Source organism: Trinickia terrae (assembly GCF_005144415.1).
In the GTDB taxonomy this organism is placed as follows: domain Bacteria; phylum Pseudomonadota; class Gammaproteobacteria; order Burkholderiales; family Burkholderiaceae; genus Trinickia_A; species Trinickia_A terrae.
In genome coordinates, this window is sequence record NZ_SWJE01000019.1 from 112,519 (window position 1) to 135,018 (window position 22,500).

At 66.5% G+C, this 22,500-nt stretch carries 18 protein-coding genes; 11 read left to right on the forward strand and 7 right to left on the reverse strand.

From position 1 onward, the window contains the following. Window positions 1-265: 265 nt before the first annotated feature. Window positions 266-991, forward strand: a complete 726-nt coding sequence (locus FAZ69_RS28740; RefSeq protein ID WP_136898479.1) for a TorF family putative porin — start codon at window positions 266-268, stop codon at window positions 989-991. Between the two features lie 51 nt (window positions 992-1,042). Beyond that, entirely contained in the window at window positions 1,043-2,413 is a 1,371-nt protein-coding gene (locus FAZ69_RS28745) for a S8 family peptidase (RefSeq protein ID WP_136898480.1), read from the forward strand. A gap of 1 nt (window position 2,414) precedes the next feature. Here FAZ69_RS28745 and FAZ69_RS28750 read toward each other — a convergent pair whose 3' ends face one another. Next, entirely contained in the window at window positions 2,415-4,193 is a 1,779-nt protein-coding gene (locus FAZ69_RS28750; protein WP_240702507.1) for a GGDEF domain-containing protein, read from the reverse strand. 253 nt (window positions 4,194-4,446) lie between these two features. On the opposite strand from FAZ69_RS28750, the gene FAZ69_RS28755 reads away from it, so the two are divergent. After that, a complete protein-coding gene (locus tag FAZ69_RS28755) occupies window positions 4,447-6,399 on the forward strand; it encodes a methyl-accepting chemotaxis protein (protein WP_136898481.1) in 1,953 nt (650 codons plus the stop codon). Window positions 6,400-6,425: 26 nt separating this feature from the next. On the opposite strand, the gene FAZ69_RS28760 is transcribed toward FAZ69_RS28755, so the two are convergent. From FAZ69_RS28760 to FAZ69_RS28785, 6 genes are all read right to left on the reverse strand, one after another. Then, the gene (locus FAZ69_RS28760) at window positions 6,426-8,390 is read right to left on the reverse strand and encodes a YopJ family acetyltransferase (protein WP_136898482.1); all 1,965 of its coding nucleotides are present in this window, start codon (window positions 8,388-8,390) and stop codon (window positions 6,426-6,428) included. Between the two features lie 104 nt (window positions 8,391-8,494). Further along, window positions 8,495-9,268, reverse strand: a complete 774-nt coding sequence (locus tag FAZ69_RS28765; RefSeq protein WP_136898483.1) for a slipin family protein — start codon at window positions 9,266-9,268, stop codon at window positions 8,495-8,497. After that, window positions 9,265-10,746 carry an NfeD family protein gene (locus FAZ69_RS28770; protein ID WP_136898484.1) on the reverse strand — a complete coding sequence of 494 codons (1,482 nt, stop codon included), beginning with the start codon at window positions 10,744-10,746 and terminating at the stop codon, window positions 9,265-9,267. The genes FAZ69_RS28765 and FAZ69_RS28770 overlap by 4 nt, the downstream gene beginning before the upstream one ends. Before the next feature lie 284 nt (window positions 10,747-11,030). Beyond that, window positions 11,031-11,453 (reverse strand): hypothetical protein, encoded by a 423-nt coding sequence (locus FAZ69_RS28775; protein WP_136898485.1) that lies wholly within the window; start codon window positions 11,451-11,453, stop codon window positions 11,031-11,033. Between the two features lie 266 nt (window positions 11,454-11,719). Beyond that, window positions 11,720-12,643: a glutaminase gene (locus tag FAZ69_RS28780; protein WP_136898486.1), complete on the reverse strand. Its 924-nt coding sequence runs from the start codon at window positions 12,641-12,643 to the stop codon at window positions 11,720-11,722. A 64-nt stretch (window positions 12,644-12,707) separates the two neighbouring features. Then, entirely contained in the window at window positions 12,708-13,865 is a 1,158-nt protein-coding gene (locus FAZ69_RS28785; protein WP_136898487.1) for a 2-aminoethylphosphonate--pyruvate transaminase, read from the reverse strand. 305 nt (window positions 13,866-14,170) lie between these two features. On the opposite strand from FAZ69_RS28785, the gene phnS reads away from it, so the two are divergent. The 8 genes from phnS (at window position 14,171) to FAZ69_RS28825 (ending at window position 22,298) form a co-directional block, all read left to right on the forward strand. Then, window positions 14,171-15,262 (forward strand): 2-aminoethylphosphonate ABC transporter substrate-binding protein, encoded by a 1,092-nt coding sequence (gene phnS / locus FAZ69_RS28790; RefSeq protein WP_136898488.1) that lies wholly within the window; start codon window positions 14,171-14,173, stop codon window positions 15,260-15,262. A gap of 47 nt (window positions 15,263-15,309) precedes the next feature. Then, window positions 15,310-16,410: a 2-aminoethylphosphonate ABC transport system ATP-binding subunit PhnT gene (phnT, locus tag FAZ69_RS28795; protein WP_169708793.1), complete on the forward strand. Its 1,101-nt coding sequence runs from the start codon at window positions 15,310-15,312 to the stop codon at window positions 16,408-16,410. Then, entirely contained in the window at window positions 16,388-17,317 is a 930-nt protein-coding gene (locus tag FAZ69_RS28800; RefSeq protein ID WP_136898490.1) for a 2-aminoethylphosphonate ABC transporter permease subunit, read from the forward strand. Before phnT ends, FAZ69_RS28800 begins: the two co-directional genes overlap by 23 nt. Next, window positions 17,307-18,182 carry a 2-aminoethylphosphonate ABC transport system, membrane component PhnV gene (phnV, locus tag FAZ69_RS28805; protein WP_136898491.1) on the forward strand — a complete coding sequence of 292 codons (876 nt, stop codon included), beginning with the start codon at window positions 17,307-17,309 and terminating at the stop codon, window positions 18,180-18,182. The genes FAZ69_RS28800 and phnV overlap by 11 nt, the downstream gene beginning before the upstream one ends. A 77-nt stretch (window positions 18,183-18,259) precedes the next feature. After that, complete coding sequence (locus FAZ69_RS28810; protein ID WP_136898492.1) at window positions 18,260-19,006, forward strand: phosphonate utilization associated transcriptional regulator; 747 nt, start codon at window positions 18,260-18,262, stop codon at window positions 19,004-19,006. A gap of 22 nt (window positions 19,007-19,028) precedes the next feature. Beyond that, window positions 19,029-20,288: a phosphonoacetate hydrolase gene (gene phnA / locus FAZ69_RS28815; protein ID WP_136898493.1), complete on the forward strand. Its 1,260-nt coding sequence runs from the start codon at window positions 19,029-19,031 to the stop codon at window positions 20,286-20,288. Next, window positions 20,285-21,748, forward strand: a complete 1,464-nt coding sequence (phnY, locus tag FAZ69_RS28820) for a phosphonoacetaldehyde dehydrogenase (protein WP_136898494.1) — start codon at window positions 20,285-20,287, stop codon at window positions 21,746-21,748. The genes phnA and phnY overlap by 4 nt, the downstream gene beginning before the upstream one ends. Before the next feature lie 4 nt (window positions 21,749-21,752). Beyond that, window positions 21,753-22,298: a phosphonate degradation HD-domain oxygenase gene (locus FAZ69_RS28825; RefSeq protein WP_136898495.1), complete on the forward strand. Its 546-nt coding sequence runs from the start codon at window positions 21,753-21,755 to the stop codon at window positions 22,296-22,298. Window positions 22,299-22,500 lie beyond the last annotated feature (202 nt).

Here is a 22,500-nt window from a genome sequence, read left to right on the forward strand (position 1 = left end):
GGAGGCGAGTGAAAAAATCACCGAACGAAAATCTCGCCATGCGGTTACCGCTGCTGAATCGGTATTAGCATTGGCAAGCTGAATTTGCATAGCCGGCGAATTGAATTGGATTCAGGATTGGCCGTCATTGAAGTGAGGAAATCCTGACAGACGCCGCATTTGATTCCGGTTAGGATCGAACTGCAAATAGGGCGTGCGCCTTTGCGCCAAATCGCATTGGATATCCCGAACAAGACTACTCACATTTCATCGGCAATTCGAAGACATGATGGCGCTCACGCGTGATGCGATTGCGCTCTATGCGCTTGTGCTTTTGCTCGCCGCGCCATGGCCGTGCCACGCAGCCGCATCCAGCGACTGGCAGTTCGAAGCGGGCGTCGAGACGGAGAACATCACGCGCGGCATGGATATCAGCGACAGGAAGCCGTCGGTGCATGCCGCGGCTACGTGGTATCCGGGCTCGGGCTTTTTTGCCGGCACTTCCGTATCTTCGATCCGCTCGCCCGGCGGCTCGCAAACCGGCGCCAAGTTCGTCACCGACGCGGGGTACACATGGCGGCTCGGAAACGATTGGGGCGCGCAAGTGGCGCTATCGGACTACCGGTTCACGCGCATCCCCTATGCCTACCGTATCGATTACGACGAGCTCGTCCTGAGCGCCGGGTGGCGCGACAGCATCTTCGCATCGATCGGTTTTTCGCCGAACACGGGCATGGGACCGTCGCCGAGATCGTGGGCGGTGGCGTACGACCTCGTTGGCCGCGTGCCGCTCTCACATGGATTCTCGGCGACTGCCGGCATCGGTTATTACGACCTCAGGCAGGAGGTCGGCGGTGGTTATGCGTATGGCAATGCCGGGCTGACTTACCAGTACCATGCATGGCAATTCGATGTTTCGTACGTCGCGACGCGGGCTTCCGCGGCGGCGCAGGCCGCTTTGGGCGGGCTCTTGGTCAATCGCTGGTACGCCGACGCCATCTGGCATTTTTGAAGGTGCTCGACCGGCATCGCAACCACTCCGGCACTTACGCACAATAGGCTGATGACTGAGATCTCCACCGTTTCCGAGAAGCGCGAAGAACGCGCAGCGAAGCGCGGCGCATCGGCGCGTGCGCTGCTCCGGTGGCTGGCGATGTGCGTTTGTTGCGCGACGTCGGCCTGCGCGCTCGTGCCTGCGGCGTCCAACTCGGCCGCCATGACGCAGCGGGTGATCGCGCATCCCGACCGGATGATCGTGCTGGCAGTTGCGAATCCGCCCGAGACGCTGATGTTGCGCGCGGGCTCGACCTCGCACGGCTACGGCGCGGCGAGCGGCTATGCCACCGGGGACGGCGCGCGCGCGAACGTCACCGCGCTTGCGGAACAATACGGGCTGCGCGAGGTGTCGGCGTGGCCGATTCCGTCGCTGAACGTGGATTGCGCGATGCTCGAAATCGTCGGCGACGCGCCGCGCGAGACGGTCGTCGCCAAGCTCGCCGCCGATCCTCGCGTGAACCTCGCCGAGCCGCTGCAGACCTATCACACGCTCGGCGATGCGCCGCCCAAGCCCACCGCGTATGCGGACCTGCAGCAAGGCCTGCGCGAGATCGGCGCCGACGCCGCGCAAAAGCTCGCGCGCGGCGACGAAGTGCGCATCGCCGTGATCGACACCGGCGTCGATACGACCCATCCCGAGCTGCGCGACCGCATCGCCAATACGCACAATTTCGTGGACGACGACTGGGACCAGTTCAACCGTGACCGCCACGGCACCGAGGTCGCGGGCATCATCGCCGCCGATCGGGGGAGCGCCGCGAGCGACCAGGCGAGCGGCATCGAGGGCGTGGCGCCGCGCGCGAAGATCATCGCGCTCAAGGCGTGCTGGGAGCAGGACGGGAACGGCCGTTCGGCGGTCTGCCATACCTTCACGCTCGCCGAGGCGCTGCAGGCCGCGCTCGAGGATCACGCGCAGATCGTCAACCTGAGCCTCGGCGGGCCGCCCGATCCGTTGCTGAGCGAGCTCGTCGCGCTGTTGGTGAAGAAGGGCGTCGTCGTGGTGGGGGCGGTGCAGCCGAGCGGCGACATGAACGCGTTTCCAGTCAACGTGCCGGGCGTTATCGCGGTCGCGTCGGCGGGCAAGAGCGGCGACGCCGCGATCGAAGCGGATGCGCGCGTGCTCTACGCACCGGGCAAGAACGTGCTGACGCTCACGCCGGGCGGCCACTACGACTTCCAGTCGGGCTCCTCGTTCGCGACCGCGTATGTCAGCGGAACGGCCGCGCTGCTGGTTGGGTTGCAGCCGCGTTTCAACTCGTACAAGGTGGCGGCGCTGCTCGATCAGACCAGCGGGCCGACCCAGTGGCACGCGCGCGTGATCAACGTCTGCCGCGCGATGGCGACGCTGAGCCGTCCGTGCGTCGAAGCGGGCCGTTGAACTACTCCGTAACCGGCGCGGCCGGCGGGTTGGCGTCCACCGGGCCCAGATCGGCCATCAGGCAATCGCGGCCGGCGAGTTTCGCCTTATAGAGCATGTGGTCCGCGCGCTTGAGAAGCTCGGTGACGCCGCCTGCCGCGTCGGCCGGCGACACAATCGCGATGCCGAAGCTCGCCGTCATCCGGCAGCGCGCGCCGCCATCGGCGAGCACGACCGCTTCCGCGATGCGCAGCCTCATGCGCTCGGCGAGCGCCACCGCGAGCGGCGCCGCGGCTACGTTCACGAGCACCGCGAACTCCTCGCCGCCGATGCGGGCGACGATGTCGGACTGCCGCCAGTTCGCGCGGCACAGTTCGCCGATGATGCGCAGCGCCGCGTCCCCGGCCGCGTGGCCGTGGGTGTCGTTGAGGCGCTTGAAGTGATCGATGTCGAACATGATGAGCGCGATTTGCGAGGCCTGGATGTCGGTTCGCTGGAGCAGCGCGAGCGCTCGGCTCTCGAACGCGCGGCGATTCAGGAGGCGCGTCAGCGAATCGGTGTCGGCCATGGTGGCGAGCTCCTGGATCAGTTGCCCGCGCTCGGCTTCGAGCTGCGCGCGCTCGACGCTGTATTTGCGCAGCACGCCGATCGCGTCGAACATCTGGCGGATTTCGGCGCGGCGGGATGTCGACGGAATCTCGGTGGTCAGGTCGCCTGCCGCAATCGCGTGAATGGCGCGCGTCGCCCGCACGAAAGGATTGATCACGTCGCGCCGGAACGTGACGGTCATCCAGACCAGTGTGGTGAGCAGCAGCAGCACCGCGGTCACGGCGGCGGCCAGCTGGAGCTGCGTGGTTCGATAGTGCCGCTGCAGCTTGCCGTCCGCCTCGGCGAGCAGCACGTCGCGCAGTTGCGTGATCGAGCGCATGGTCGGCACATAATGCTCGGCGAATTGGCCGGTCGTGACATCGGCGCCGATCGGGCGGCTCGCCAGTGTCTGAACCTCGGCGACATAGCGCTCGCCTTCACCGAAGTAACGCCATGTCACCGCCGCGAGGGCTTCGGCCGTGACGGCCGGATGATCGAGCATGCGCAAGTCGATCAGCGCGCGGAGCTGATCGATGCGGCCTTGCGAGCGGTCGATGCCGAGCTGCTCTTCGCCGGTCAGCTGCCGGTGCGTGGCGAGCGCGCTCGTGAAGCGCGAGCCGAGCTGCCCGGCCTGCTCGCGCAAATCGGCGGAGAGCTTCGCGATCAGGAGCGTATCGAACACGTCGGGGTCGCCCTTGGTGACGACCGACATCTCGGTCACGACGACGGGCAAGAACTCCGGTATCAGCGCGATCATCCGATTGACGGCTTTCTGCACGTCGCCGCGCTCGATGATCGGCAGCGTCGTCAGGTGGTCGATGTTCTTGCGCGCAGAGGCGAGGTCGCTCTGCAGCTTCACGATCATGTCGGTGTTTTCGGCGCACGCTGGCGAGCGGTCCAGCGCGAGCTTGTCGAGCAGGCGCGCGATCTGCTGGTCGCTCGTATGGCGGTAGTTTGCGAGCAGCGCCGCGCGCTGCGGCGGGATCGGCACGTTTTCGCCGAGCACGCCGTTCGTCGGCCCGCGTTCGGCGGAGACCTTCTCCATCGCGAGCAGGGCCTCGCGAAAGGCCGCGAAGCTGCGCATGGCTTCGCTCGCGGCCCGATAGGCGAGCCACTGGTGCGCTAGCAGCCAGCAGGACAGCACGAGTATCGGCGCGAGCGCGACGGAAATCCCCACGCGGAAGCGGCTGCCCATCGACATTCTGGCAAACATGGTTCTCATCATTGCGGCCCTATGCGCGACGCTCTCTCACTCTAGTTATCGACCGCGGCGGCGCGAGTCTTTACAGCGCGGGCCGCGCCATCCCGTCTTTCGGATTCTTACCTCGGCCGAATCGCGCAGCATGCCACATAAAGATTTCGCTTTCGCTGCCGTAAAGAAGGGGGCAATCCGCTTTCACGTACGCAAAATGTGCGCCGCGTCCTGACGCCGGCGAGCCTTTCCTCTGAGGCATGAACGGGGTTTCATGATCACTCGCTCAATACGCGGCGCTGGTCTTGGCGCGAAGCTCGCGCTTATTTCGTGCGCGCTGGTGGCGCTGATCTTCACGGTGTTCACCTGGGTGTTGACGCTCACGGCGGGGCGGCAGGTCAACGACGAAGTGCTCGCGCGCATGCGCAGCGAAGATAAATCGGTCACCCAGATGATCGCGCTCTACCATGCCGGGCTGACGGCCGAAGTGGATCGCTTCATGTCGCTCTTTGCGAGCTTCCTGCCCGGCCCGTATGCGCTCGACGAGTCGCAGAAGGTTGACATCGCCGGCGTGGCGACGCCGTCCTTCCTCGTCGCCGGTAAGGCGGTCAACCTCGATTTCACGGTCCCCGACCAATTCTTCGAGCGCAGCGGCGCGATCTCGACCGTGTTCGCCCGCACGGGCGACGACTTCGTGCGCGTGACGACGTCGCTGAGAAAGCAGGACGGCTCGCGTGCGATCGGCACGCTCCTGGACCGCAAGTCCCCCGCCTACGCGTCGCTGATGGCGGGCAAGGTCTTCAGCGGTCTCGCGACGCTGTTCGGCAAGCGGTACATCACGCAATACAAGCCGGTGACCGACGCGAGCGGGAAGCTGGTCGGCGCACTGTTCGTGGGCGTCGACGTGAGCAAGGAAATCGCGGCGGTGCAGGACGTGATCCGCCAGCTCAAGATCGGCGCGAGCGGCTACTACTTCGTGATCGATGCATCGCAGGGGCCGAATCGCGGCAAGTTCATCGTGCATCCCGGCGCGGAGGGGCAGAGCGCGGACGAGGCAAATGGGCCCTGGCAGCAGATGCTGCAGGCGCGCGAGGGCGACCTGGAATTCACGTCGACCGATCATGCGCGTAGCGAGACCGAGGAAACCAGCAAGCGGGCGATCTTCGCGATGGCGCCCGAATGGCAGTGGCTCGTCGGCGGGATCGCGTATCGCGACGAGCTGATGGCGGACATGCACGCGACCCGCAATCGCTTCATGCTGGTCGGGCTGCTGCTGGCCATCGCATTCGCGGTGCTGTTCGTGCTTATGATGCGCTCGCTCGTGACGCGCCCGCTGGAAGCGGCGGCGAAGGCGTCGGAGGGATTCGCGGCGGGCGACCTGAGCGCGCGCACGGGCAGCGGACGGCGCGACGAGATCGGCCGGGTCATGCAGGCGATCGACGGAATCGGCGAGGGGCTGGCCAAGATCGTGGGGCAGGTGCGCGGCGCCTCGTCGGAGATGAGCGGCAGCACGGAGCGGATCGCCGCGGGCAGCGGCGACATCCAGGAGCGCATCGCGAGCCAGGCGCAAAGCCTCGCGCATGCGGCGACAAGCATGGAGACGCTGACGTCGACCGTGCAGCAGAGCGCGCAAAAGGCCGTGGAGGCCAACACGCTCGTCGAGACCGCCGCGCAGGCGGCGGTGGACGGCGGCTCGGCGGTGGAACGCGTCGTCTCGACGATGGGCGGAATCAGCGCGTCGGCGCGCAAGATCTCCGACATCACGGGCGTGATCGAAGGCATTGCGTTCCAGACCAACATCCTGGCGCTGAACGCGGCCGTCGAAGCGGCGCGCGCGGGCGAGCACGGCCGGGGCTTCGCGGTCGTCGCGAGCGAAGTGCGGGCGCTTGCGCAGCGCTCGGCCGCGGCGGTGAAAGAGATCGAGACGCTGATCGCCGATTCGGTCGGCAAGGCCGAAGAGGGTTCGCGGATCGCGGGCGAAGCGCATTCGACGATGCGCGGCATCGTCGAGCGCGTCGAGCAGGTGCGCTCGATCATGGCCGACATTGGCGTGGCGTCGAGCGAGCAATCTAACGGCATCGCCCAGGCGAACCGCGCCGTGACGGGTATCGGCGAGGCGATGCAGCAGAACGTCGACATCGTCGGCCAGGCGCGGCAGGAGGCGATGGAGCTGCGCGATCAGGCCGCCCGGCTGGCGCAGGCGGTGAGCCGGTTCCGCGTGGAGTAGGGCGGGGGCGGTTCGGCCCGCGCCGCTCAGCCTGCGCGAAGCATCGAAGCCAGCGTGCGCTCGTGATGGCCCAGGGCCGCCCTGTACATCGCGATATGCTCCGCCAGCAGCTCCGGGTCCGCCAGCGGATTCGCGTCGTGCTCATTGGCCGTCGCGTCGTATTCCTCATCGAACAAGTGGACGCCGCTCGTCCCGTTCGTCTTGACCGCTTCGCTCTCGTTGCGCGCATCGGCGAGCGTTTTGATGTGCAGGTCCGCGATGCCGTCGATGGTTTTCATGTCCTTGACGGCGCGCAGCGCGAACAGCGCGGAGCCGGTCGCCGGCTGGATGGCGGAGACGTCGAGACGGGTCAGGCGGAGCTTGCCTTGGCTAGACGGATCGCTCTCGTCCAGCCGCTCGCCGAGCAGACCCGCAAGGCTTTTCCAATCCTCTTCCGACATCGGCGACCCCGCGCCGTGCAGCACCGCGAGCGAGACATGCGCGGGGTTGTCCCGGTCGTGGCGCGCGGAAAGCGCGACATGGTGGCCGTCCAAATCGAGCATCGCATGCCAACCGCCGCCGTTGCGCATCCCTTCGGCGAGCGCTTCCGACACGCTGTCCACGGCGCCGCTCTCGCGCTTCGCGAGCTGCGCGACGTCGATCTTGTGCGCGGACAGCCGCATCTGCGGATCGAGCGCGTTCACGCCCGCGACGAGCAGGTCCGTGAATTCGGCATCGCGTGACGGCGGCGGAGCCGCTTTTCCTTTGCGGGCGCGATGCAGGTCGAGCACATACGACGCCATGGCGTCCAGCCTCGCGGCGAGCCGGTCTCGGCGCGCCGCGAGCAGCTGCGGCGCCGCCGCGGCTTCGAGACGGCTGAGCGCGCGCTCGTAAAGATGGATGCGCTTCGTCGCGTACGAGTGGCTGGACTCGTATGGCAGGCCGAAAGACGGCCGATGCTTGCCAAGACGCGCTTCCTGGCGCGCGGCAAGCGTCTCGCCTTTTTTGTTGACGGGCGCCTCGGCGAGCTTGGGCCGGGCCGCGAGCAGCGACTGCATATTCGACTCGAGCGTCATGTGCTTGAAAAAGCGCGCGCCGAGCAGCGAGTTGTCGGCGACGGCTCTCGCCGCGAACGGCCCCGGCCACTGTGCCGTGCCGGCGAGCACCTGCTCGTGCAGGCTGGCGATGTCGGGCTCGCCGGGCATGTCGCGCATGGCCGCTAGGGCGAAGATGGCGCCGCCTTCGTTGCTCTTCTGGACGCCGGTATTCAGGCAGTTGATCACAACCCTGGCGTCGCCTGGCTTGCCGTCGCGCTTGAGCGCGGCGTTCATGTGCGCACCGAGCGCCATGGCGAGCCGCCCCCAATCCTGCGGGGTGAAATTGCCGGTCGTGCTGTCCACCACGACTGCCGATACATGCATCGGCCGCTCCGGATCATGCCGAGCGGACAACGCGACTTCATGTCCGTCCATGCTGACGATCGCATGCCAGCTGCCGCCGGTTTGCATGCCGGTCACGGCGCGTTTCGCGAGATCGCCGGCCCCGGCTGCCTTCCCGGCGGAAAGCGCCTTGTAGTCGACTCGATGCGCGCTCAGGTTCAGCGCGGCATCGCGCTCGTTTTCCACGGCGACGAGCAAATCCAGGAATTGCGCGTCGCGCGCCGGGACCATTTCGCGCTTCTCGGCGTGGGCGGTGCGCAATTGCGCCAGATAGCCCTTCATTTCGCCGATGCGGCCGACGATGTCGGGCTCGTTTGCAACTGCGTCAGCGACGGGGCCTGCGGCACGCTCGGGCGCCGACGCGGACGCCGGCACGGACGCCGGCACGGGCGCTGCACGGCGCGCGGGAACGGCGCCAGCCGAGCGCCGCGTCGAGAGGCCCGGCACGCCGAGCGCCGGACGCCGGCTCGTGCTGCTCGTGGATTCGTCGCGGGGCGCTTGCGCTGTCCGGTTGTCGATGTCGGCGGCTGGCGTAGCGCTGTGAGTGGGCGATAGCGAGCGAATGTGGACCACGATGGGACCTCCGGTGGGTGATTGGATGACCGGAGAGTTGACCCGATGCGCGCTCCAATTTCCTATCGTCGCGGCGAAAGACCGGCGAGCCCGGCGAATCCCCGCTACGGCTGCGAAGCCGGGCCGCCGCGATTGATCAACGCGTTGAGCAGTTCGATGGGAAGCGGGAAGACGATCGTCGAGTTCTTGTCGGCGGCGATCGTGGTCAGCGTCTGCAGATAGCGCAGCTGCATCGCCTGTGGCTGCTGCGAGATTATCTGCGCCGCCTGCAGCAGCTTCTGCGAGGCCTGCAATTCGCCTTCCGCATGGATGATCTTCGCCCGCCGCTCGCGCTCGGCCTCGGCTTGCCGCGCGATCGCGCGGATCATCGTCTCGTTGATGTCGACATGCTTGATCTCGACGTTCGACACCTTGATGCCCCACGCATCGGTCTGCGCGTCGAGCACCTTCTGGATGTCCGCGTTCAATTGCTCGCGCTCGGCCAGCAGTTCGTCGAGCTCGTGCTTGCCGAGCACCGCGCGCAGCGTCGTCTGCGAGAGCTGGCTCGTCGCTTCGAAGAACCGCGCGACCTGGATCACGGCTTTCTCCGGATCGACGACGCGGAAGTACACGACCGCATTGACCTTGACCGAGACGTTGTCGCGCGTGATGACGTCCTGCGGCGGCACGTCGAACACGACGGTGCGCAGATCGATGCGCACGACTTGCTGCACGATCGGGATGATCAGCACGAGCCCCGGCCCTTTGACCTTCCAGAACCGTCCGAGCATGAACACGACGCCGCGCTCGTATTCGCGAAAGATGCGGATCGACGATGCGATCAGGATGAGCAGGAATAGAAAGAGGATGCTGCTGAAGCCGAACGTGAAGCCGATCATGGTGTGTCCCTCTGTTGTTGTGATTCGACCATTGGCACGACAATCAACGTGAGCCCGCGGCGGCTCGTCACGCGCACGCGGCGGCCCGCGGCGAGCGGCTCGCTTCCCGACACCCGCCAGCGCTCGCCGTGCACGCGCGCCCAGCCGACGTTCTCGCCGACTGGGGCGCCGCCGCCCGGCCGCAGGCCTTCGTCGATGATCTCGCCGACGCTGCCGACCATCGCTTCGCTCCCCGTCACGACCGGCCGCCGCCGCGCCCGCACGGCCACGCTCGACACCGCGAAGATGAAGAGCGCGCTGGCGGCGGTCAGCGCCGCGATCATCGGCAACGGGATGCCATAGCCGGGCACGTCGGTGTCGATCAGCATCAGCGCGCCCACCGCGAACGCGACGATCCCGCCGAAGCCGAGCGTGCCGAAGGTCGGCAGGAACGACTCGGCGATCAGGAACGCGATGCCGAGAAAGATCAGCGCGAGCCCCGTGTAGTTGATCGGCAGCAATTGCAGCGCGAACAGGCCGATCAGGAGCGCGATCGCGCCCGCCACGCCGGGCAGCACGAAGCCGGGATTCGCGAACTCGAAGAAAAGGCCGTACATGCCGATCGTGAGCAGGATCAGCGCGACGTTCGGATCGGTGACGACGGCGAGGAAGTGGCTGCGCCAGTCGGGCTCGAGCGTCACGACCGGCGCGCCGGCGGTGGCGAGACGGTGGGCGCCGCTCGAGGTTTCGACGCTGCGGCCGTCGAGCTTCGCGAGCAGATCGGGGACGTCGCGCGCCGTAAGGTCGACGACGTGCTGGTCGAGCGCGTCGTTCGCCGACAGGCTCACCGCTTCGCGCACGGCCCGCACGGCCCAGTCGGCGTTGCGTCCGCGCAGTTGCGCGAGGCCGCGGATGTAGGCCTCGGCGTCGTGGATCTGTTTGCGGATCTCGGTCGATTCGGAGTCGGTTCCGGAGGGGAGCGAGGCCGCCTTGTCGCTCGATGCGCTCTGCGCGCTCTTGTCGTTGTTCTTGCCGCCTTGCCCGCCGCTCAAAGGCTGGGGCGGGCTTCCCGGTCCGCCGCCGCCACCGCCGATGCCGAGCTGCACCGGCGTCGCCGCGCCGAGATTGGTGCCGGGGGCCATCGCGGCGATGTGGCTCGAATAGACGATGTAGGTGCCGGCGCTGGCCGCCCGCGCGCCGCTCGGGCTGATGAACGCGGCCACCGGCACCGGCGAGGCGAGGATCGCCTTGATGATCTGGCGCATCGAGGTGTCGAGGCCGCCGGGCGTGTCGAGCTGGATGATCGCGAGCTGGGCGCCGTCGCGCTCGGCGCGCGCGAGACCGCGCGTGATGAAGTCGGCGCTGGCCGGGCCGATCGCGCCCGCGATGGGCAGCACCAGGACCTCGGCGGGACGGGCCGCCGCGGCCGTGCAGGGAAGCGCCAGGCAAAGGGTTGCTGCGAAGACCGACGCGATCCGAAGCAAGAGGGGCGTTTTCATCGTTTTCGGCGGCGCCTGGGCGCGCCGTCGCCGGCTCGTAATGCAAAAAAGGCTTAAAAAGCGGCCTGATGCTTACAGCTTAGGCGATTCCTGCAAAGGCGTAAGTGCTCGGAAACACGGCGAAAACACGGCTAATGCGACCCAGCGCTCAGAAAATCGAGCGCCCCGTGAGCGTCGTGAGCCACTCCGGCGCGAGCCCGCCGACGCTCGGTCAAAATAAACCACATCGAGCCGGATGATGCGGTTTTCGTCCAGGCACGTGTGGTTGGTAGCCGCGGAGGGCTCTACGTTGCCAAGTTGATGACCCGCATGATACCGACGACGCTATCGCTCCGGTTCTCTGTCGTTTCCGGCATGCCCTTCCTGCATGACCATACGTCGTTGGCCTTCGCGACCCACTGCCCCATCCCCTGGTCGATTACCAACTCGCCCTCCAGGCACTGGCAAACCATGTCATTCGCCATGGCTGTGTTCGCGAACTTCGATTTGGGCTGGAACACAACGTCCACCATCGACAGCGCCTTGTAAGCAGAGATTTCCGATGCCCGCTTCGAGAGCTCGACGCGCCTGACGCCGGGCGCGATTTGCTTGCCTTCGTCAGCGTGGTAGCGCTGTGCGGCGGCGGCGGTGGGCAACAATAGAGCAGGCGACGCAACGGCGGCCGCCAAGCCAAAGACCAACACTGACCGACGATTCACACTGTCCATGATTCACTCCTTTTACCTTGAGTTCACGGCCCGTACGTCAAGAAGGATTGCTTGGCCGCTTACTTTGCCGTGAGTCCGCGATCAACCGGGGGTCTCATTTGTTGATGATAGGTCTCAGGCAGAAGGGGCAATGGCCGAGCTGCACTCCATAGCCGCCATCCAGGTGAAGGACTGCTCCGAGTCGGGGCCTGCCGGACGAAAAATTCGGCATCGGCCACGCTTGTACTCGAAAGAAACAAACCGTGAAGTTACCCGCATCGGCGGTATCAGAAGATTGACTGCCCGGTAAGCGAGGTCAACCATTCCAATGACATGACGCCGGCCAGCGAGTTTCCGTTCGCGTCGAGCCCTGGCGACCAGACGCACACGGCCATCTCTCCGGGCAGCACCGCGACGATGCCGCCGCCGACGCCGCTTTTCGCCGGCAGCCCGACGCGATAGACGAAGTCGCCCGCGGCGTCGTAGGTGCCGCAGGTCAGCATCAGCGCGGACAGGCGCTTGGCCGAGCTCGGGTCGAGGACGCGCTCGCCCGAGGCCGGCGCGACGCCGCGGTTGGCCAGAAAAAGGGCGGCCGTGGCGAGCTCGACGCAGTTCATCTCGATCGCGCACTGGCGGCAGTAGGCGTCGATCACGACTTCGGGCGGCATCTGCAGGTTGCCGAAGCTCGCCATGAAGTGCGCCATGGCACGGTTGCGGTCGGCGTGCGCAAGCTCGGAATCGGCGACGCGCAGGTCGTAGTCGACGCCGGTGACGCCGCTCAGGCGCCGCATGAACTGCACGAGCGCCATCTCGGCGCCGACGAAGCGGCGGCACAGCACGTCGGTGACGACGAGCGCGCCCGCATTGATGAACGGATTGCGCGGTTTGCCTTGCTCGGATTCGAGCTGGACGAGCGAGTTGAACGCGTTGCCCGACGGCTCGCGGCCGACGCGCTCCCAGAGCGCGTCACCGAGCAGCTGGAAGGCGAGCGTGCAGGCAAAGAGCTTGGAAATGCTCTGGATGGAGAAGCGCTCGCGGGCGTCGCCGACCGCGAACACCTGGCCGTCGAGCGTGACGACCGCCATGCCGAAGCGCTCGGGGCTCACCTTGGCGAGTTCGGGGATGTAGTCCGCGACGCGGCCGGTGGTGCGCCACGGGCCGATGTCGCTATGAATCTGTTCGAGGATCGCCTGATAGTTCGGGTTGTTCATTGCCGGGTGCGTCTGATGAAAGCCCATGAGCGCGGGCCGCGATGATACCGCACGCGGCTTGCATTCAGCGCACGCGCACCCCCAGCGCCGCGAGCGTCCGTCCGATCGCCGCGACGGCGTTGCGCATCTCGTTGGCGTCGATCGCGCCGATGCAGCCGACGCGGAACGTCTCCATCTTCGTCAGCTTGCCCGGATAGAGTACGTAGCCTGCGTCCCGCACCGCCGCATAAAACGTCTTGAAGTCGTAGGCAGGGTCGCGCGGCGCATGGAACGTGACGATCACGGGCGCCTGGACCTCGGGCTTCAGGAACGGCTCGAAGCCGAGCGCGCGCATGCCTTCGACGAGCGCCTCGCAGTTCTTCGCGTAGCGCGCGCCGCGCGCGGCGCGGCCGCCTTCGGCGAGAAATTGGTCGAGCGCGGCGCGCAAGGCGGCGATGACGTGCGTCGGCGGCGTGAAGCGCCATTGCGTCGTCTCGCGCATGTAGACGTATTGATCGTGCAAATCGAGCGCGAGCGACGGCGAGCGGCCCTCGCTCGCCTCGAGCACGCCGCGCCGCACGATCACAAAGCCCATGCCGGGCACGCCTTCCAGGCACTTGCCGGAAGCCGAGATCAGCGCGTCGATGCCGCCGCGCGAGAGGTCGATCGGCAGCGCGCCGAACGAGCTCATCGCGTCGACGATCAGGCTCTTGCCGTGACGCTTGCAGACCGCGGCGATCTCGTCGAGCGGGTTCAGGAGGCCCGCGCTCGTCTCCAGATGGACTTGCGCGACGTGGGTGATGCGCGCGTGCTGGTTGAAGGCGTCCTCGATTGCGGCGGCGCTGACCGGCTCGTCGTCCTCGAGCGGCAGCTCGAGGTAGTCGATGCCGAGGCGCTGCAGGATGCGGACGATGCGCGCGCAATAGGCGCCGTTGTTGGGCACCAGCACGAGGCCCTGGCGCGGCACGAGCGTGCCGAGCGCCGCTTCCACCGAGAACGTGCCGCTGCCCTGGAGCGGCACGCAGACATACTCGGCTCCGCCGTTCGCGATGGCGGCGAGGTCCGCGCAGACGCTTTGCGTCATCTGGTTGAAGGCGGCGTCCCACGAGCCCCAGTCGCGCAGCATGGCCTGCCGCGTGGCAGGCGAAGTTGTCAGCGGTCCTGGCGTAAGCAGGATCGGTTCGTTTCCTAGAATCACAGTAGCTCCTTTCGAAAGAGGGGCGATGGCGCCTGGACGGGACATCGATCGTCATGTAGTTTATTGGCAAATTGTGTCATTTTTTGGCTTTTGTGAGAATCGTCACGGCGCCGTCATGGAAACCTGTGATTCTTGCCGTGCCCGGCAGGACAAGGTCGAACGCCAGATGTAACGATCGGCGCGAAAGTCTTGCGGCGCAAGCAGCTCTCGGGTTGTCGACAATCTGCAATATTGCTCGCCGCCCGATTGCGGCAATGTGTGCAGCGCAGCCGCGCTGCCGCTCCATCACAACAGGGATCGGGGTTTTCCCCGATCACCAGCTTTTTTCCCCGCCCTTCGGAGAAAACGAGATGAAGACGATGAAACACCACGCGACTGCCCGTATCGTTCGCAAGCTGCTGCCGGCCCTCGCGGCTGCGGCGCTGTTCGAGGGCATGGCGATGCCTGCGCACGCCGCGGATGCGGTGGTGCTGTACACGGCCGACGGCCTCGAGAATCTCTACAAGGACGTGCTGCCCGCGTTCGAGAAACAGGAGGGCGTCAAGGTCAACATCGTGACCGCCGGAAGTGGCGAAGTCGTGAACCGCGCGACGGTCGAGAAGGATTCGCCGAAGGCCGACGTGATCGTCACGCTGCCGCCGTTCATCCAGCAGGCGGGGCAGTCCGGCCTGCTGCAGCCGTACCAGAGCGTGAACTACAAGAACGTGCCGGCCATCGCCAAGGCTGCGGACGGCTCCTGGGCGACCTTCGTCAACAACTACTTCTCGTTCGCGATCAATCCGGACGTCGTGAAGAACCAGCCGAAGACGTTCGCCGACCTGCTGCACCCCGACTACAGCGGCAAGGTGGCCTACTCGAACCCGGCGACGGCCGGCGACGGCATGGCGGTCATCATCCTGACGACCTCGCTGATGGGCGAAGACAAGGCGTTCGACTACCTCAAGAAGCTCGAACAGAGCGCCAAGTTCCACACCAAGGGCACGGGCTACCTCGACGTGCTGCTCTCGCGCAACGAGATCTCGGTCGCGAACGGCGACCTGCAGATGGACCTCGACGATGCGGCCAACGGCGGCCTCTCGCTCAAGCCGATCTTCCTCGCCGCGACGCCGGGCGGCCAGCCGACCACGTTCCAGCTGCCCTACGCGATCGGCCTCATCAAGAACGGCCCGAACCAGGCCGAGGGCAAGAAGCTGATCGACTATCTGATGTCGACGGACGTGCAGTCGAAGGTGCCTGACATCTTCGGCATCCCGGGGCGCACCGATGTGCCGCTCAGCGGCAAGAACGGCGAAGCGGTCAAGCAGGCGATCGCGGGTGTGAAGCTGGTCCCGGTCGACTGGAACAAAGTGATGGCGAAGAAAGCCGACTGGACGACGCGCTGGAAGAACGAAGTGATCGGCAGTTCGGGCAAGCAGACCGAAGTCGTGAAGCCGGCGCAGTAAGCCTGTCGTTGCACCAGTCGTTGTATTCAAGCAGGAGGATGAAGCCGGTGACCACTGCCAGTCTTGCTCACCCCGGCGCGCTCGGCGCCGCACGCGACGCGCGGGAAGACGCGCTGACCGGCACGCCGGACGGCGTGCATATCGAACACCTGAGCGTGCGCTTCGGCGCCCGCACGGTGCTCGACGATTTATCGCTGACGATCGAGCGCGGCGAGCTCTTGACGGTGCTCGGCAAGAGCGGCTGCGGCAAGACGACGTTATTGCGGTTCATCGCCGGCTTCATCCAGACCGAGGGCATGGCGGGCACGCTGACGGTCGCGGGCCGCGACCTGACGCATGTCCCGCCGCACAAGCGCAATCTGGGCTTGCTGTTCCAGAGCTATGCGCTGTTTCCGCATTTGTCGGTGTTCGACAACGTCGCGTTCGGGCTGCACGCGCGGCGCTTGCCGTCGCGCGAGGTGTCGCGGCGCGTGGCCGATGCGCTGAAGCTCGTGCAGCTCGGCGACGCCGGCCACATCATGCCGGCCCAGCTGTCGGGCGGCATGCAGCAGCGCGTGGCGCTGGCGCGCGCGCTCGTGATCGAGCCGGACGTGCTGCTGCTCGACGAGCCGCTGTCCGCGCTCGACGCCAACCTGCGCGCTTCGGTGCGCTCCGAATTGAAGGCGCTGCATGAACGCCTGCCGAACCTGACGATCGTCTGCGTCACGCACGACCAGGACGACGCGCTCGTCCTGTCCGACCGCACGCTGCTGATGCGCGAAGGCCGCATCGCGCAGCTCGGCACCCCGCAGCAGCTCTACGACGCGCCGAACGACGGCTTCGTCGCGCGCTATCTCGGCGCGGCCAACCTGCTGCCGCCTCACGTTGCGTTCCCGCTCGGCGATGCGCGCTACGAGGTGCGCGATCGCGTCGCGTGCATCCGTCCCGAGCGCTTGCGCATCGTGCCGCTCGGCGAGGGCGCGCTGCACGGCGTGATCACGTCGGTCGAATGGTACGGCTCGGCGCTCTCGGTGCAGGTCGCGCTCGACGCGATGCCGAGCGAGCCCGTCCTCGTCGCCACGCAGCGCGGTCTTGGCATGGCGCCGGAAAAGGGCGCGCGGATTTCCTTGCATTACGAGGCGGATGATGTCGTCCTTATCCAGCCCTGAGGCGCTTGCCGCACTCGATGCGCGCCGCGCGGCCACGGCCGCCGCGCATGCCGCCCACGCCCGCCGCCGCGAGCGCGCGGCGCAATGGCATCTCGTGTTCCTGACGGTGATCGTGCTCGGGCCGCTCGTCATCTATCCGCTCGTGCGCCTCGTGCTGCTGAGCCTGACGGGCGTGCACGGCTTCAGCTTCCACGCGTACGCGGCGTTCTTCCAGAACCCCGAGACGCGCGGCGTGGTCGGCACGACGCTCGGCGTGCTGTTCGCGAGCGCGGGGCTGGCCTCGGTGCTCGGCGTGGCGCTGGCGTCGATGCTGTTCTTCAAGCCGTTTCCGGGCGCCAGGCTCGTCACGCGCTTTCTCGAGCTGTTCGTGGCGTTTCCGTCGTTTCTCGTCGCCTTCACGCTGATCTTCCTGTACGGCTCGCAGGGCTCGGTCAGCATCGGCTTGCAGCGGCTCTTCCATCTGGAGCAGCCGCCGCTCAATTTCCTGTTCGGCATCGGCGGCGTGATTCTCGCGGAAGTCGTGTTCTACGCGCCGTTCGTCGTGAGGCCGACGCTCGCCTCGTTCGCGACGCTCGACATGCGTCTCGTCGAAGCCGCGAAGAGCCTCGGCGCGAACGGCTGGATGGTGGCGTGGCGCGTGATCCTGCCGATCGCGTGGCCGGGCATCGCGGCCGGCACGATCCTCTGTTTCCTCTTGACCCTCAACGAGTTCGGCATCCTGCTCGTGCTCGGCAGCGCGCGTCTCATCACGCTGCCGGTCGCGATCTACAGTTCGGCGACGGTCGACCTCGACCTGCCGACCGCCGCCGCGGGCGCCGTCGTGATGCTCGCGATGTCGTTGTCGCTGTATGCGTTGTACCGCCGGGTGAACCGGCGCAAGCACGGGAGCGCTGGCAATGGCCGCTGATCTGAATCCTGGCGCCATGCCGCGCCTGCCCGGGGCGCGCAAGCCGGCGCCGCATCCGGCGCGCCGCACGCTTCTCACCCGCATCGGCAGCGGGGCGTTCCTCGCGTTCGCCGGGCTGCTGTGCTTCTGGCTCTTCGTCTTGCCGGTGCTCGTCGTCGCGCTGTCGAGCGTGGCCGCTCACTGGTCCGGCACGATCCTGCCCGATGGCCTGAGCACGCGCTGGTTCGAGCGGCTCGGCTCGAGCGATTTCGACGCGCTTGCGACGAGCCTCGAAATCGGCTTCGGCGTGGCGGTGCTCGGCACCGCGCTCGGCTTGTGGCTCGCGCTCGCGCTCGAAGGCCGCGACCGGCGCGGCCTGGGCGCCTTCGTCGACATGATCGCGATGATGCCCAACGGCGTGCCGAGCGTGGTGCTGGGGTTGGCCGTGCTGATCGCGTATCACAAGCGTCCGCTCGATTTGTCGAGCTCGGCGGCGATCGTCGTGTTCGTGCAGCTCGCGCTCGTGCTGCCGTTCTGCTACCGGTGCGCGGCCGCTGCGCTGCGCCCGGAATTGACGGTGCTGCGCGAAGCGGCGGCGAGTCTCGGCGCGCCGCCTTCGATGGTCCTGCGCCGGGTCGTGCTGCCGCAACTCGTGCCCGCGATACGCGCGAGCCTCGCGCTCGGGTTCGCGTTGTCGCTCGGCGAGCTGGGCGCGACGCTGACGGTGTATCCGCCGGGCTTCGCGACGGTGCCGATCGTCGTCGTCGGACAGGTCGAGCGCGGCTACTACCTGCCGGCTTCGGCGCTGTCGCTGGTGTTGCTGATCGCGTCGCTCGCCGCGCTGTTGCTGATCGCCGCGCGCGCGCCGCGCAAACGCATCGATTGATTTGGGAGGGGGGGGCGTGGCCGATGCGTATTAGCCATCTGCGACATGCGCGCATCGATGTGGCAAAAAATGCAGATATGACTGAAGATATGGAAATGCAGACGCTCGACCCGATCGAAGTCCTGCGCAGCCATTCGCTGCCCGCGCTGGTGCGCGACGAGATCGCGCGAAACATCGTGGGCGGCGCGCTCGGGCCGGGCGACAAGCTCAACGAAGCCGACTGGGCGGCGCGCATGAAAGTGTCGCGCGGACCCGTGCGCGAGGCGTTCCGGGCGCTCGAGCAGGCCGGGCTGCTGCGCACGGAGAAGAATCGCGGCGTGTTCGTGCGGACGGTGTCGCTCGCCGAGGCCGAAGAAATCTACGCCGTGCGCGCGGCGCTCGAAGAAGCGGCGTGCCGGATGCTTGCGGCGCGCATCGACGCCGGGCAGGTCGCGCGGCTGCGCGAGCACCTCGATGCAATGAGCGACGCGCTCGCCGCGCAGGATCACGACGCCTACACGCGCGTGAACGTCGCGTTTCATGAAGCGATCGTGGCGGCTTCGGGCAACGGCAAGCTGCTCGATACCTATCGGCGGCTCGTCTGCGAATTGAGCCTGTTCCGGCGCGCGGCGCTGAGCGCGCATGCGCAAGCGATGCAGCAGTCGCTCGCCGAGCACCGCGCCATTGTGACGGCGCTGGCCTCGCGCGATCCAGAGCGTGCGGCGGTGTTGATGCGCGCGCATGTGGAAGGCGGACAGCGGCGCGCGCGCGCCGCTTACCGAGAGTCTTCCATGCAAGCGCCGGCGCGAGACGCGTCGGCGGTCCCGATCAACAAACGCGCGTAACGAAACGCGCCTGGAACCCAAGATGTCAGCGAATCTTCCCCGCACTATCGAAGTCAACGGCCGCGCCTACCGGATGCCGGCCGTGCCCACCGTGGTCGTCTGCGTCGACGGTTGCGAATACGACTACCTGGAAGCGGCCGTCGCCGCAGGCGCCGCGCCGTTCATCGGCAAGATGCTGCGCGACGGCGCGGCGTTCAAGGGCGATTGCGTGATCCCGTCGTTCACCAACCCGAACAACCTGTCGATCGTCTGCGGCGTGCCGCCCTCGGTGCACGGCATCTGCGGCAACTACTTCTGGGACCCCGACGCGAACGGCGGGCAGGGCGCGGAAGTGATGATGAACGACCCTGCCTATCTGCGCGCCGGGACGATCCTGGCCTCGGCGGCGAACGCGGGCGCGACCGTGGCCGTCGTCACGGCGAAGGACAAGCTGCGCCGGCTCCTCGGCTGGCAGTTGAACGGCATCTGCTTCTCGGCGGAAAAGGCGGGCGAGGCGACGCTTGATGAGAACGGCATCGACAACGTGCTGGAGCTCGTCGGGTTGCCACTGCCCGGCGTATATAGCGCGGGCCTCTCCGAATTCGTGTTTGCGGCCGGCGTGTGGCTCGCGCAAACGCGCAAGATCGACCTGATGTATCTGTCGACGACCGATTACGTCCAGCACAAGGCGGCGCCCGGCAGCGTCGACGCCAACGCGTTCTACGCGATGATGGACCGCTACCTCGCGCAGCTCGACGCGCTCGGCTGGGCGATCGGGCTCACCGCCGATCACGGCATGAACGCGAAGCACGATCCGCGCACCGGCGAGCCGAACGTCATCTATCTGCAGGACGTGATGGACGAATGGCTCGGCGCGCGGGCGGCGCGCGTCATTCTGCCGATTACCGATCCGTATGTCGTGCATCACGGCGCGCTCGGGTCGTTTGCGACGATCTACCTGCCGCGCGATGTGGACGCATCACAAGTCATCGAACGCATCGCCGCACTCGACGGCGTCGAGCTCGCGCTCGACAACCGCACCGCTTGCGAGCGTTTCGAGCTGCCGCGCGACCGCGTCGGCGACATCGTCGCCGTGAGCCAACGCAATGTCGTGCTCGGCACGCGGCGCGACGAGCACGACCTCTCCGGGCTGACGGTGCCGCTGCGCTCGCACGGCGGTTTGTCGGAGCAGACCGTGCCGCTCGTTTTCAACCGCAAGACCGACGGCTTGCCCGGCCGCGCACGCATGCGCAATTTCGACATTTTCGATGTCGCGTTGAATCACCTGTCGCCGCAATCATGAACACGCTCGGACATCATCATCAGATCGACCATCCGGCGTTCCGCGCCGAGATGCTGCGCATCAAGGGCGAACGTGTCGCGCGCGAGCGCACGCTCGACGTGTTCGATCCTTATAGCGGGCAACGAGTCGGCACCGTGCCGCTCGCGAGCGTCGAAGACGTGCGCGACGCGCTGCAGTTCGCGGCGAGCTATCGGTCGAAACTGACACGCTACGAGCGCTCGCAGATCCTCGAGCGCGCGGGTGCGCTGCTGCGCGAACGGACGGAAGCCGCTTCGGATCTGATCTCGCTCGAATCGGGTCTATCGAAGCAGGACTCCCGATATGAGATCGGCCGTGTCGCCGACGTGCTCAAGTTCGCCGCGCTCGAAGCGCTGCGCGACGACGGGCAAAGCTTCTCATGCGATCTGACGCCGCACGGCAAGGCGCGGCGCGTGTTTACGCAGCGCGAGCCGCTCGCGGGCGTGATCGTGGCGATCACGCCGTTCAACCATCCGATGAACCAGGTTGCGCACAAGATCGCGCCGGCGATTGCGACGAACAACCGCGTCGTGCTGAAGCCGTCGGAGAAAGTGCCGCTGTCGGCGTACTTTCTTGCCGACATCCTTTACGAAGCCGGATTGCCCGCGCCGATGCTGCAGGTGCTGACCGGCGACCCGCGCGAGATCGCCGACGAGCTCATCACGAACCCAGCAGTGGAGCTCGTGACGTTCACCGGCGGTGTGGCGATCGGCAAGCACATCGCGGCGAAGGCGGGCTATCGACGCGTCGTGCTGGAGCTCGGCGGCAACGATCCGCTGATCGTGCTCGACGACGCGGACGTCGAGCTCGCTGCATCGCTCGCGGTGCAGGGCTCCTATAAGAACTCGGGACAACGCTGCACGGCGGTCAAGCGCATGCTGGTGCAAAAGAGCATTGCGGAGCGCTTTACGGAACAGGTTGTCGAGAAGACGCTCGCCTGGTCATACGGCGATCCGTTCGACGAATCCAATCAGATGGGCACCGTCATCGACGAACCCGCAGCGCAGCTGTTCGAAGCGCGCGTGAACGAAGCCGTCGCCCAGGGCGCGCGGCTGCTCGCGGGCAACAAGCGCTCGGGGGCGCTGTATTCGCCGACGGTCGTCGACTGCGTCGATCCGTCGATGACGCTCGTGCGCGAGGAAACCTTCGGCCCGGTCTCGCCGATCATCACCTTCGACACCATCGACGACGCCATCCGCATCAGCAATGGCACAGCATTCGGATTGTCTTCGGGCTTGTGCACGTATCGCACGGATGCGATCGCACGCTTCGTCAACGAATTGCGCGTGGGAACGGTCAACGTGTGGGAGGTGCCGGGATACCGGATCGAGCTGACGCCGTTCGGCGGCATCAAGGACTCGGGGCTGGGATACAAGGAAGGGGTTCAGGAGGCGATGAAGAGCTTTACGAACCTGAAGACGTTTTCGTTGCCGTGGGAGTAAATGAATGGCCCTGAGTCTCGACGATATCCGCTCGTTGTTTGCCGAGCACGGCGCCATCTCCTATAGCGGCGAACCCGTCAGTCAGCTGGAGCACGCATTGCAGAGCGGCTCGCTTGCCGAAGATGAAGGTGCAAGCGACGAACTGATCGCCGCGGCATTCCTGCACGACCTTGGGCATCTGTTGAACCTGCACGGCGAGACGCCGACAGCGCGCGGCATCGACGATCTGCATCAGTATTTCGCCTTGCCGTTCTTGCGGCCTATATTGCCGCCGGCGGTGCTCGAGCCGATTCGCCTGCATGTGGATGCGAAGCGCTGCCTGTGTGCAATCGATGCGACGTACTTCGGCAGACTATCCGAGGATTCGGTGCGCAGCCTGGAACTGCAAGGCGGGGTGTTTAGCGAGGAAGAGGCGCAGTCGTTTCTGCAATTGCCTTATGCGCAAGATGCCCTGCGTTTGCGGCGATGGGATGATCGCGCCAAGACGGCCGGCAAGGAGACGCCAAGTATCGAGCACTTCTTGGGCGTGGTCGAGAGAGTGATGTGCTAACCGGCTATCGACGCTAGCCTTTCTATATGGTCGAGCGATGCATGACTTCATGCGCCGCTCGATTCTTTTCAGAAACCGCTTGCCAGCGTGTTGGGTGGGGACTAGAATCCTGGTCTTTCGCGCTTCGGCCAAGGTTTGGTAGCGAGGCGCGGGGGACGGGAGGAAGGCGGGAGGCCCAGGGTTGACGGGGCTTTCGGCGCGG

What these genes read in the sequence shown, in the direction of transcription:
- FAZ69_RS28825 (WP_136898495.1), top strand. Translation starts at nt 21,753, where the DNA reads ATGGCCCTGAGTCTCGACGATATCCGCTCGTTGTTTGCCGAGCACGGC.
- phnA (WP_136898493.1), top strand. Translation starts at nt 19,029, where the DNA reads ATGTCAGCGAATCTTCCCCGCACTATCGAAGTCAACGGCCGCGCCTAC.
- phnV (WP_136898491.1), top strand. Translation starts at nt 17,307, where the DNA reads ATGGCCGCTGATCTGAATCCTGGCGCCATGCCGCGCCTGCCCGGGGCG.
- phnY (WP_136898494.1), top strand. Translation starts at nt 20,285, where the DNA reads ATGAACACGCTCGGACATCATCATCAGATCGACCATCCGGCGTTCCGC.
- FAZ69_RS28765 (WP_136898483.1), bottom strand. Translation starts at nt 9,268, where the DNA reads ATGATCGGCTTCACGTTCGGCTTCAGCAGCATCCTCTTTCTATTCCTG.
- FAZ69_RS28745 (WP_136898480.1), top strand. Translation starts at nt 1,043, where the DNA reads ATGACTGAGATCTCCACCGTTTCCGAGAAGCGCGAAGAACGCGCAGCG.
- FAZ69_RS28770 (WP_136898484.1), bottom strand. Translation starts at nt 10,746, where the DNA reads ATGAAAACGCCCCTCTTGCTTCGGATCGCGTCGGTCTTCGCAGCAACC.
- FAZ69_RS28755 (WP_136898481.1), top strand. Translation starts at nt 4,447, where the DNA reads ATGATCACTCGCTCAATACGCGGCGCTGGTCTTGGCGCGAAGCTCGCG.
- FAZ69_RS28740 (WP_136898479.1), top strand. Translation starts at nt 266, where the DNA reads ATGATGGCGCTCACGCGTGATGCGATTGCGCTCTATGCGCTTGTGCTT.
- FAZ69_RS28785 (WP_136898487.1), bottom strand. Translation starts at nt 13,865, where the DNA reads ATGTCCCGTCCAGGCGCCATCGCCCCTCTTTCGAAAGGAGCTACTGTG.
- FAZ69_RS28810 (WP_136898492.1), top strand. Translation starts at nt 18,260, where the DNA reads ATGACTGAAGATATGGAAATGCAGACGCTCGACCCGATCGAAGTCCTG.
- FAZ69_RS28780 (WP_136898486.1), bottom strand. Translation starts at nt 12,643, where the DNA reads ATGAACAACCCGAACTATCAGGCGATCCTCGAACAGATTCATAGCGAC.
- FAZ69_RS28775 (WP_136898485.1), bottom strand. Translation starts at nt 11,453, where the DNA reads ATGGACAGTGTGAATCGTCGGTCAGTGTTGGTCTTTGGCTTGGCGGCC.
- FAZ69_RS28750 (WP_240702507.1), bottom strand. Translation starts at nt 4,193, where the DNA reads ATGTTTGCCAGAATGTCGATGGGCAGCCGCTTCCGCGTGGGGATTTCC.
- FAZ69_RS28800 (WP_136898490.1), top strand. Translation starts at nt 16,388, where the DNA reads ATGTCGTCCTTATCCAGCCCTGAGGCGCTTGCCGCACTCGATGCGCGC.
- phnS (WP_136898488.1), top strand. Translation starts at nt 14,171, where the DNA reads ATGAAGACGATGAAACACCACGCGACTGCCCGTATCGTTCGCAAGCTG.